Origin of the sequence: Daejeonella sp., assembly GCF_044348475.1 — a bacterium.
GTDB lineage: Bacteria > Bacteroidota > Bacteroidia > Sphingobacteriales > Sphingobacteriaceae > Daejeonella.
The window spans coordinates 16,362-27,044 of the sequence record NZ_JBIKSU010000026.1 but is presented as its reverse complement, the minus strand read 5'-3'; the positions used below and the strand labels follow the sequence as shown (position 1 = coordinate 27,044).

General features: G+C 38.1%; 10 protein-coding genes. 9 read left to right on the top strand and 1 reads right to left on the bottom strand.

The window, feature by feature from the left end:
• Both ACIQZ6_RS07500 and ACIQZ6_RS07495 read left to right on the top strand, forming a co-directional pair.
• A partial coding sequence (locus tag ACIQZ6_RS07500) for a GNAT family N-acetyltransferase (protein WP_395809730.1) occupies positions 1-205 on the top strand: 205 nt, incomplete at its 5' end.
• A 31-nt stretch (positions 206-236) separates the two neighbouring features.
• Positions 237-1,430 carry a phosphoglycerate kinase gene (locus ACIQZ6_RS07495; RefSeq protein WP_395809728.1) on the top strand — a complete coding sequence of 398 codons (1,194 nt, stop codon included), beginning with the start codon at positions 237-239 and terminating at the stop codon, positions 1,428-1,430.
• A 143-nt stretch (positions 1,431-1,573) separates the two neighbouring features.
• Here ACIQZ6_RS07495 and ACIQZ6_RS07490 read toward each other — a convergent pair whose 3' ends face one another.
• Entirely contained in the window at positions 1,574-2,035 is a 462-nt protein-coding gene (locus ACIQZ6_RS07490) for a nuclear transport factor 2 family protein (protein ID WP_395809726.1), read from the bottom strand.
• 382 nt (positions 2,036-2,417) lie between these two features.
• Here ACIQZ6_RS07490 and mraZ point away from each other — a divergent pair, with 382 nt between their 5' ends.
• The 7 genes from mraZ to murD all read left to right on the top strand — a co-directional run bounded on the left by mraZ (position 2,418) and on the right by murD (position 10,456).
• Positions 2,418-2,885: a division/cell wall cluster transcriptional repressor MraZ gene (gene mraZ / locus ACIQZ6_RS07485; RefSeq protein ID WP_395809724.1), complete on the top strand. Its 468-nt coding sequence runs from the start codon at positions 2,418-2,420 to the stop codon at positions 2,883-2,885.
• Positions 2,878-3,780 carry a 16S rRNA (cytosine(1402)-N(4))-methyltransferase RsmH gene (gene rsmH, locus ACIQZ6_RS07480; protein WP_395809722.1) on the top strand — a complete coding sequence of 301 codons (903 nt, stop codon included), beginning with the start codon at positions 2,878-2,880 and terminating at the stop codon, positions 3,778-3,780. The genes mraZ and rsmH overlap by 8 nt, the downstream gene beginning before the upstream one ends.
• 18 nt (positions 3,781-3,798) lie before the next feature.
• On the top strand, positions 3,799-4,218 hold the full coding sequence (locus ACIQZ6_RS07475) for an FtsL-like putative cell division protein (RefSeq protein WP_395809720.1): 420 nt from the start codon (positions 3,799-3,801) through the stop codon (positions 4,216-4,218).
• Positions 4,219-4,300: 82 nt separating this feature from the next.
• Positions 4,301-6,403: a penicillin-binding protein gene (locus ACIQZ6_RS07470; RefSeq protein ID WP_395809718.1), complete on the top strand. Its 2,103-nt coding sequence runs from the start codon at positions 4,301-4,303 to the stop codon at positions 6,401-6,403.
• Positions 6,403-7,863: a UDP-N-acetylmuramoyl-L-alanyl-D-glutamate--2,6-diaminopimelate ligase gene (locus tag ACIQZ6_RS07465; protein ID WP_395809732.1), complete on the top strand. Its 1,461-nt coding sequence runs from the start codon at positions 6,403-6,405 to the stop codon at positions 7,861-7,863. Before ACIQZ6_RS07470 ends, ACIQZ6_RS07465 begins: the two co-directional genes overlap by 1 nt.
• Entirely contained in the window at positions 7,863-9,104 is a 1,242-nt protein-coding gene (mraY, locus tag ACIQZ6_RS07460) for a phospho-N-acetylmuramoyl-pentapeptide-transferase (RefSeq protein ID WP_395809716.1), read from the top strand. Before ACIQZ6_RS07465 ends, mraY begins: the two co-directional genes overlap by 1 nt.
• Entirely contained in the window at positions 9,104-10,456 is a 1,353-nt protein-coding gene (murD, locus tag ACIQZ6_RS07455; protein ID WP_395809714.1) for a UDP-N-acetylmuramoyl-L-alanine--D-glutamate ligase, read from the top strand. The genes mraY and murD overlap by 1 nt, the downstream gene beginning before the upstream one ends.
• Positions 10,457-10,683 lie beyond the last annotated feature (227 nt).

Below are 10,683 nucleotides of genomic sequence, written 5' to 3'. Positions count from 1 at the left end.
TGCTTATCAGGGTACTGGGATTGGGAATCAGCTGGTCAATTTCTCAATCGTTTATCTTCGCGGACAAAAAGCAAATTACCTATGGTGTAATGCTCGTAAGGTTGCTTTTCGATTTTATACTGGGTTGGGATTTGAGTTTATTTCAGAAGAATTTGATATACCAGGCATTGGCAAGCATAAGGCGATGTATTTAAAAATTCAATAAAACAGCGTTTATTCGCTAAAACACTAATAATATGAATACAATAGATTTAATAAATTTTTCAGGAAAAAAGGCCTTAATCAGAGTCGATTTTAACGTTCCGCTTGATGAGCAATTCAATATAACTGATGATAACCGTATGGTTGGTGCAGTACCAACCATAGAAAAGATTTTGAAGGATGGTGGTTCAGTGATATTAATGTCGCATTTGGGTAGACCCAAAGATGGCCCCGATGATAAATATTCGCTTCGTCATATTGTTAAACATCTTGCAGTTTTATTGAAAACTGATATTCAATTTTCATCAGATTGTATTGGACAAGATGCGATCGCAAAGGCAAAGGCATTAAAATCAGGCGAAGTATTGCTTTTGGAAAACCTACGTTTTTATAAGGAAGAAGAGAAGGGTGATGAGGCTTTCGCCAAAAAACTGGCTCAGTTGGGTGATGTTTATGTGAATGATGCCTTTGGGACTGCACATCGTGCACACGCCTCAACTGCTATTATTGCAAAATTCTTCCCTCAAGCAAAATATTTTGGATACTTGATGGCTGGCGAATTAGCAAATGCAGAGAAGATTTTAAATCATGCAGATAGGCCTTTTACGGCCATTATGGGTGGAGCTAAAGTTTCGGATAAAATTCTGTTGATTGAGAAGCTACTCGATAAGGTTGATAATCTGATTATTGGAGGTGGCATGGCTTATACGTTTGCCAAAGCTCAGGGCGGACAGATCGGTACATCAATTTGTGAGGATGATAAAATGGCTCTTGCCCTTGAATTAATGGAAAAAGCAAAGCAGAAGAAAGTAAATCTGATTTTACCGGTAGATACAGTCATTGCAGATGCATTCTCGCCAGATGCTAAGACGGCTGTTGTTAAAGCTGGAACTATACCATCTGATTGGATGGGACTAGATATTGGTACGCAGACAGCTAAACTTTTTAGTGATGTGATTAAAAACTCTAAAACGGTTCTTTGGAACGGTCCGATGGGCGTTTTTGAAATGGAGAAATTTGAAGTAGGCACAAAGGCAGTTGCAGTTGCCGTAGTTGAAGCTACAAAAAACGGTGCATTTTCTTTGATTGGTGGCGGTGATTCAGCGGCAGCTGTTTCAAAATTTGGCTTTGAAGACCAGGTAAGCTATGTTTCAACCGGTGGCGGCGCTTTACTGGAATATATGGAAGGTAAGGAATTGCCTGGCGTGAAGGCTATTTATGGTTCCTAATCTAGGAAGGAATGACACTGAGGTATGAGGTCTGAAGTATGAGGTCTGAAGTATGAGGTCTGAAGTATGAGGTATGAGGATTGAAGTCTGAAGTATGAGGTATGAGCTTCGAAGATAGGCTGATGATTTTTAAATACTAGTCATCATTTTGGCTTTGAGTCGTAATCCATAGTAAAGGCAAGTGTTGAGATTTTCCATCCTTCACTTGTTTTTAACAAAGTAAAAACATCCACTCCGGTGTGGCTAAACTTGCCACTTATATCTAATGTATAGGGTACCCATGCCATCGCTATTTGTTTATGGATCATAACCTTAGAACTAAGCGTTTTTTCTTGAATTATAGAATTTGGGTTGATCAATGTTTTTAATCGGTCACTGAATTGGCGCATGGAATATTTTACAGTGCCATCTTTCTCGGATATTGCCCAGGTTTGCCCATCTTTTAATAATATAGATTTATATAAAACGGTATCCTGTGTTTCTAGTGCATCAAAAAACTGCTGTACTTTTTGTAGTATTTCCTTTTTATCCTGCTGCTGCTTTTCTTGAGCAAATGATTTTAAATTAACTATTAAAAGGACGATAATAAATAGGTTCTTGTTCATCTTGATATAATTTTAGTTTAGATTTTCTATTCAGTGGTTTTGCTTTTCAATACACGAGAATAAAAAAAGAGATTGTTTCGAAATTGTATACAATTGATTTCAATTGGTCTAACCCAAAGAGTTTATCGATTAAAATCGAAACCATCGCTAAAATAAGTGTTTTATATCAGCCTTCGCAAGCATATTTTATTTACTTCTGTCATACATAGGCGATTCCTACTCATTTATTTAACAAACCCCGAATTGTTTTTAAGCCTCTGTGAATTAGTTTTTAGGAGAAAATGACATCCAAAAACTGTGGAAAACTTTTTTTGTGGGAGATAGTGGTAAAAAGTGGTAAGTTATTTACTTTTACAATTGAATTAAAGAGTAAAAATTAATAATGTCCCATTTCTTAGGAGAATTTGATTGCAAACTTGATGCTAAAGGCCGGATGATGATACCATCCAGCCTGAAGAAGCAGCTTCCAGAAGCTGAGCGTGAAGGGCTTGTGATTAATCGTGGCTTCGAGAAACACCTCGTGATTTACACTAAAAAAGAATGGGATTCCATCACAGAAGAGTTAAGTAAATTAAATTCTTACGAAAAGAAAAGTCGTGATTTTATCCGCTATTTCACACGTGGAGCTACCGAGCTCTCCTTAGATTCTGCGAATCGTATACTTCTTCCTAAAGCTTTAATGGAATATGCAGGCATTAATGCAGAGGTAGTTCTTTCTTGCGTATTAAATAAAATTGAAGTTTGGGCTAAAGATGCTTACGATAGTCAGCTGGATAATGAGCCTGAAAATTTTGCCAATCTTGCCGAAGAGGTAATGGGCAATGCCGGCAAAAGGGGGGCAAATGACTGAATATCACAATCCCGTGATGCTGCAGGAATGCATGGAAGGCTTGAATATTAAGCTTGAAGGCGTATACATTGACGTAACATTTGGGGGTGGTGGCCATTCTCGCGAAATATTAAAACATTTAGGTCCTAAAGGCCGATTGTTAGCATTTGACCAAGATGCTGATGCACAAAAGAATTTACCGAAAGATGATCGATTGACCTTTATTGATCAGAACTTCCGCTACCTCAAAAATAATTGCCGTTTGCAGGGCGCAATTTCTGCAGATGGTATTCTGGCTGATCTAGGTGTGTCATCGCATCAGTTTGATCAGCCAGAACGGGGGTTCTCTATTCGCTTTGATGCAGATCTAGATATGCGTATGGATCAGGCTGGTTCACTTACTGCTAAACTGATTGTCAATAATTACACTGAAGAACAGCTTCATCGCATTTTTGGAATTTATGGAGAAATTAAAAATGCGAAGACATTGGCAAATACTCTGGTAACCCAACGGCTAAATAAACCGATCAATACGGTAGATGAGCTGAAGTTTGCAATTGCAAAATTAATCCCGAAAGGAAAAGAAAATAAATACCTGGCTCAGGTTTTCCAGGCTCTTAGAATAGAAGTTAATCAGGAATTAGAGGCTTTAAAAGAGTTTTTAGAACAATCTGTAGATGTTTTGAAACCTGGGGGCAGGCTGGTAGTAATGTCCTATCATTCATTAGAAGATAGGCTGGTCAAGAATTTTATTGCCAAAGGTAAATTTCATGGTGAAGTTGAGAAAGATTTCTTCGGAAATCAGATCAAGCCTCTTGAAAGTTTAACCCGCAAAGCAATTATAGCCTCAGAAGAGGAAATACAGCAAAATAACCGAGCAAGAAGTGCAAAACTTAGAATAGCTGAAAAGAATTAGGCTTTTTGGGCTTGATATATGGGTAATCAATTTAGAAACAGTAAAGTAGAAGAGCAAATTGAATCTCAAGTTGAAGATGAGGTTCTACCAGAGGTAAATGAAAAGGCAGAAATTCCTCGGAATTTTTTTACCCTGATGTTTACTGAAGGTGTGATATCAAAACAGGCAGCTACAGATATGCTTCCTTTCATCATTTTCATTGCTTTTTTAGGGATGATCTATATCGGTAACCGCCACCTCGCTGAGAATAACATTCGTGATATTGATAAGCTAGGGAGGGAAGTCAAAGAATTAAGTTGGGATTTTAAAACATTAAAGGCCGACCTAATGTTAAAAAGTACACAAACAGAAGTTGCAAAGGAGGTAGATACTCTTGGCTTAATGGAGCCAAATGAACCCCCAAAAAAAATCATCATTACCGAAGGCGAATTTAAATAACTAACAGTTATCAGTATCAGTTAACAGTTATCAGAAAACAGATAACAGAAAACAGATAACAGACAACAGACAACAGACAAAAATGAACATCAGAACCGACATATTGCTCCGAGTGTACATAGCCTTTGGTTTGATTGTACTTTTAGCTTTTGCGGTACTTTTTAAATTATTCCATGTTCAGTTTGTGGAAGGCGAAAAATGGAGATCAATGGCCGATAGCCTTTCTACCCGTTTTGCTAATGTGGAAGCTGCACGCGGTAATATCTATTCTGTAGATGGTAGCCTACTTGCTACCTCTGTCCCTGAGTATGAAATAAGGATGGATATGCTTGCAGGAGGTATCGAAAAAGATGATGTTTTTTATGAAAAAGTAGATTCTCTTGCCGCCAAGCTATCTGTTTTTTTTGGTGATAAGTCAACAAAACAATATTCAAGGGTGCTTCGTGAGGCTCGTGGCGATAAGGCAAGATATTTATTACTTAAAAGAGATGTTACTCATCAGGATTTAAAAGCCATCCGTAAGTTTCCGATTTTTAATCTTGGACGGTATAAAGGAGGGCTAATTTCTGTACAGCAAAATAAGCGGATCTTACCGTTCCAGACTCTGGCAAAACGTACAATTGGTTATAAGAATAAAAATGTACAGCCTGTAGGGCTAGAAGGTGCTTACAGTGCATATATTGATGGTGAAAGCGGCAAAAGAATGATGCAGCGTATTGCTGGAGGTGTTTATATGCCCGTGAATCAGGATATTGAAATTGCTCCAAAAGAAGGTGCTGATATTATTGCTACCATCGATATCAATATGCAGGATGTGGCGCAAAGAGCTTTGAAAAAGCAATTGGTTATCAGCGATGCTGATCATGGTTGCGTGATACTAATGGAAGTAGCAACCGGTGAAATTCGAGCAGTTGCTAACTTCAGTAAGGTAAGCACTGGTGAATATGAAGAGCAGTTTAACTATGCGATTGCTGCAAGTCAAGATCCTGGATCAACCTTTAAACTAGCGTCTTACCTATCATTGCTTGAAGATAATAAGGTGGATACAAATTCAATGGTGGCAACCGGCGATGGTACTTATAGGATTCCTGGCCATACTATTCGCGATTCTCATGGCGGTATTGGTACTGTAACTGTTAAAAGAGCCTTTGAGGAGTCATCAAATGTGGCAATTGCTAAAATGATCAATGCGGCTTATCAAAATGATCAGGGAAAATTTTCGGAGCACCTTTACAAATGGGGGCTCAATAAAAAATTAATGCTTCAGATCCCTGGCGAGGGGCAGCCCGTTATAAAAAACCCAGAGAACAGGAGTTGGAATAAAAAACAAACACTTCCGCAGATGGCTTATGGGTATGAAATGCAGATCACTCCTTTACAAATGCTTGCCTTTTATAATGCAGTTGCAAATGATGGTAAATATATTGCTCCAATTTTTGTTCGTGAAATTAGACGCCTGGGTAATACCGTTGAAGTGTTTAAAGCACGAGTTATCAATGAACAAATTGTCTCAGATATAACCATTAAGAAGGCGCAGGCTCTACTAGAAGGAGTGGTTATCGAAGGTACAGGCAAAGGTCTTGCTTCTCCTTTGTACCGTATTGCAGGTAAAACCGGTACTGCACAGGTAGCCGATGCAAATAAAGGTTATCAGGTTGATAAAAAATACCAGGCATCATTTTGCGGATATTTCCCCGCCGATAACCCAAAATATTCGTTGATCGTTGTAGTGAATAATCCTCGTAAAGGCACCTACTATGCAGCCTCAGTTGCCGGACCAGTTTTTCGCGAGATCGCAGATCGGGTTTATGCCAGTGATGTGAACATGTTTGATCCATTGAAGGGACAGAAATTTACTGGAAACTTAATCATGCCTGAATCTAAAACTGGAGAGAAAAAGGCAACACAAAATGTTTATAAAGCATTTGGAATCAAAGCATTGTTTGCTGCGAATTCTGATTACGTGATGGTTGACACTAATAATGGAATTGCTAATAAGGATGTAAAACTCATTGAAGGATCCGTTCCTGATGTCAGTGGAATGGGATTAAAAGATGCCTTGTATGTATTAGGTAATTCAGGATTGAGAACCCTAGTACGCGGAAGCGGAAGAGTAGTTAGGCAATCCTTACTTGCCGGAACAAGGGTTGCAAAAGGTGATCCAATTATTTTAGAACTTCAATGATGAGCATACTCAAGGATATATTGTATGGCGTATCTCTTTTAAAGGTAGTCGGTTCAACTGAATCGGAAGTTAATGCAATATGCTTTGATTCAAGGAAGGTAATGCCTGGCGTTCTGTTTGTTGCTGTTCGTGGCACTGCATCAGATGGGCATGCTTTTATTGATAAAGCCATCGATCTTGGTGCTACTTCAATTCTATGTGAAGAATTTCCTTCAACATTAAGAGAGCATATTAATTATTTCTTAGTAGATCATTCAGCAAAGGCTTTAGGTATCATCGCTTCTAATTTTTATGACAAGCCTTCTGCAAAATTAAAATTGGTTGGAGTTACGGGTACCAATGGAAAAACAACAATTGCTACGCTTCTGTTTCAATTGTTTCGTGATTTGGGTTATAAAACTGGATTACTATCAACGGTTCAGAATCAGATCAATGATCTGATCATTCCAGCTACTCATACAACACCTGATCCTATTGCTTTAAACGCTCTACTGCACGATATGGTGAAAAGCGGATGTGACTACTGCTTCATGGAAGTTAGTTCGCATGCTGTAGCACAATCAAGGATTGAAGGGCTCGATTTTACTGGCGGGATATTTACCAATCTTACACATGACCATCTTGATTTCCACAAAACATTCGACTCTTATTTAAGGGCAAAAAAAGGATTTTTTGATCATCTCAATAAAAAGGCATTTGCTTTAACCAATATTGATGATAAAAATGGGATGGTGATGCTTCAAAATACGGAGGCCCATAAAAAATCGTATGGGCTGAAGAATATCGCCGATTTTAAAGCAAAGATCATTGAAAACCATTTCAGTGGCTTACTTCTGAATATTGATCATGAAGAGGTTTGGTTTAAAATGGTTGGCAGCTTTAATGCCTATAATTTACTTGCTGTTTATTCAGCAGCCCTCTTGCTTGAACAAGATAGACTAAAGGTTTTAACCTCATTAAGTCGATTAAGTGGTGCCGAAGGTCGATTTGATTATATGATATCTCCATCAGGAATTATTGGCATTGTTGATTACGCACATACTCCTGATGCGGTACAAAATGTACTGAGCACTATTCAGGATATCCGTAAAGGCACTGAGCAGGTTATCACCGTAATAGGATGTGGTGGCGACAGAGATCAATCAAAACGTCCGGTTATGGCACAGGTGGCTTGTGATTGGAGCGATAAAGTAATACTAACCTCTGATAATCCACGAACTGAGGTTCCGGAGCAAATTATCAGAGATATGGAGGCAGGTGTTATGCCTCAGAATAAAAGAAAGGCACTTTCTATCACTGATAGAAAAGAAGCCATTCGTACGGCGTGCCATCTGGCAAAACCAGGTGATATTATTGTGGTTGCCGGTAAAGGTCACGAAAAATATCAGGACGTTGGAGGTGAAAAGCTTCCTTTTGATGATAAAGAAATATTAACTGAATTTTTAAATCTGGTAAGCTAATGTTGTATTACTTATTTACTTGGCTTGATAAGCATTATGATATTCCGGGGGCAGGATTGTTCCAATTTATATCATTCCGTACCGGTATGGCTGTGATCTTGTCACTCCTTCTGACAACTGTTTATGGTAGCCGTTTGATCAGAATATTACGTGCTAAACAAGTAGGAGAGACCGTTAGAAACCTCGGTCTGGATGGGCAGATTCAAAAGCAAGGGACACCAACAATGGGAGGCTTAATTATACTACTAGGTATTTTGGCTCCAACTCTTTTGTTTGCTCGTATAGATAATATTTATATCATTTTGATGCTTATCACTACTGTTTGGATGGGAGCGATTGGCTTTGTTGATGATTATATAAAGGTGTTTAAAAAAGATAAGGAAGGTCTTGCTGGACGTTTTAAAATCATGGGTCAGGTTGGATTGGCTTTGATCATTGGATGGACCATGTATTTTCATCCGGATATTGTTGTAAGAGAGCAGGTTACTTTACCTGCTAAAGCGCAGGCTTCATTGGATGTTCATAAGCGCGGCGATCAATTCTATTATACTCAGGATATTAAATCAACCATTACCAATGTGCCTTTTTACAAGGATAATGAATTCGATTATGCCAAAGTTCTTACAGTTTTTGGAGATCAGTATGAAAAGTATTCTCTCGTTGTTTTCTTACTTTTTGTAATTGTTATAGTTACAGCAGTTTCTAATGGAGCAAATCTTACGGATGGAATCGATGGCTTAGCAACAGGAACATCGGCCATTATTGGCATTACGCTAGCCATACTTGCTTATGTTTCCGGAAATACCATTTTTGCCGATTACCTCAATATTATGTATATCCCCTATTCAGGAGAGCTGGTGATATTTGCCGGTGCTTTTGTAGGAGCATGCGTAGGCTTTTTATGGTATAATTCGTATCCAGCCCAAGTATTTATGGGAGATACCGGTAGCCTAGCCATCGGTGGGATCATCGCTGCTTTTGCGATCATGATCAGGAAAGAACTTCTTATTCCTGTATTATGTGGTGTGTTTCTGGTTGAGAATCTTTCGGTAATCATGCAAGTCTCTTATTTTAAATACACTAAAAAGAAGTACGGAGAAGGTCGTCGTATTTTTCTGATGTCGCCGCTACATCATCATTATCAGAAAAAAGGATATCATGAGGCCAAGATCGTTACACGATTCTGGATCGTTGGAATTATACTGGCTATTTTAACAATCGTGACTTTAAAGCTTAGGTAATGGCAGAGAAGAAATATATCGTAATTCTTGGAGCCGGCGAAAGTGGAGTTGGTGCAGCCTTGCTAGCACAGAAGGAAGGTTATGCAGTGTTTGTTTCAGATTTTGGACCTATTGCGGATCATTATAAAAAAGATCTGGAGCATGCAGCAATTTCATTTGAAGAAAATGGGCATTCTGAGGAACGTATTTTAACAGCTTCCGAAGTTGTAAAAAGTCCGGGAATTCCTGATAAAGCTCCAATTATTAAAAAATTAATTGAAAATAAAATTCCAATACTTTCTGAAATTGAATTTGCCGGGCGTTACTCTAAAGCCAAAATGATTTGTATTACAGGTTCTAACGGGAAGTCGACTACTACCATGTTAACCTATCATATCCTAAAAAATGCAGGGCTGAATATAGGCCTTGCCGGAAATATAGGAAAGAGCTTTGCACGTCAGGTAGCATTCGAGAATTTTGATTACTATGTTTTGGAGATCAGCAGCTTTATGCTTGATAATATGTATGACTTCAAAGCTGATATTGCGGTATTATTAAACATTACACCTGACCATTTAGACAGGTATGACTATAAAATGGAGAATTATTCTGATTCTAAATTCAGGATTATTCAAAATCAAAAACAAGGAGATGTTTTTATTTATTGTGCCGATGACGAGGAAACTCAGAAGGGTCTGTTAAAACATCAGATCAAGGCAGATGCCTTTCCTTTTTCTATTGAGAAAACTCTTGATCAAGGAGCCTTTCTTCAAAATGACCACATCACTTTAACCCTTCACCATAAAAACCAAGAATCATTTACTATGTCAATTAAAGATCTAGCTCTTCAGGGTAAGCATAACATTTACAATTCTATGGCTTCGGGCATAGTAGCAAAAGTGCTTGAATTAAGGAATGAAACTATTCGCGAAAGTATGGCAAGTTTCACAAACATTGAACATAGGCTTGAACATGTTGCCCGTATATCAGGAATTGATTTTATCAATGATTCAAAGGCTACTAACGTGAATTCTACTTGGTATGCACTTGAAAGTATGCCCGGAGAAGTTGTTCTTATTCTTGGTGGGGTTGATAAGGGCAATGATTATAACATGTTAAAAGATCTTGTAAAATCAAAAGTGAAAGCTATAGTCTGTCTTGGTAAAGATAATAAGCGAATTCATGAAGCATTTGAAGACGATGTAGAAGTAATTGTAAATACTTTTTCAGCAAATGAAGCTGTTCAGATTGCCTATCATTTAGCTACAAAAGGCAATACTGTTCTCTTATCGCCCGCTTGTGCCAGTTTTGACTTGTTTAAGAATTATGAAGACCGTGGAAACCAGTTTAAAAAAGCCGTAAAAGAACTTTAATAGTTGATACCTAAGCAGCAGATAGCAGAAGAAAGGCAAAAGCAGAAGGCGAAAAGCTAAAAGCAGAGAAGAACAATCATTTGAAATGATTAGTCAGATGTAATTTTAACCAACTAACTAACTACTAACCAACTAACCAACTAACCAACTGATAACAGACAACAGATAACAGACAACTGATAACAGACAACTGATAACAGACAACTGATAACAGACAACAGATAACA

Coding starts and splice junctions, on each gene's coding strand:
- ACIQZ6_RS07470 (WP_395809718.1), top strand. CDS start 4,301: ATGAACATCAGAACCGACATATTGCTCCGAGTGTACATAGCCTTTGGT.
- mraY (WP_395809716.1), top strand. CDS start 7,863: ATGTTGTATTACTTATTTACTTGGCTTGATAAGCATTATGATATTCCG.
- mraZ (WP_395809724.1), top strand. CDS start 2,418: ATGTCCCATTTCTTAGGAGAATTTGATTGCAAACTTGATGCTAAAGGC.
- ACIQZ6_RS07490 (WP_395809726.1), bottom strand. CDS start 2,035: ATGAACAAGAACCTATTTATTATCGTCCTTTTAATAGTTAATTTAAAA.
- rsmH (WP_395809722.1), top strand. CDS start 2,878: ATGACTGAATATCACAATCCCGTGATGCTGCAGGAATGCATGGAAGGC.
- murD (WP_395809714.1), top strand. CDS start 9,104: ATGGCAGAGAAGAAATATATCGTAATTCTTGGAGCCGGCGAAAGTGGA.
- ACIQZ6_RS07475 (WP_395809720.1), top strand. CDS start 3,799: ATGGGTAATCAATTTAGAAACAGTAAAGTAGAAGAGCAAATTGAATCT.
- ACIQZ6_RS07465 (WP_395809732.1), top strand. CDS start 6,403: ATGAGCATACTCAAGGATATATTGTATGGCGTATCTCTTTTAAAGGTA.
- ACIQZ6_RS07495 (WP_395809728.1), top strand. CDS start 237: ATGAATACAATAGATTTAATAAATTTTTCAGGAAAAAAGGCCTTAATC.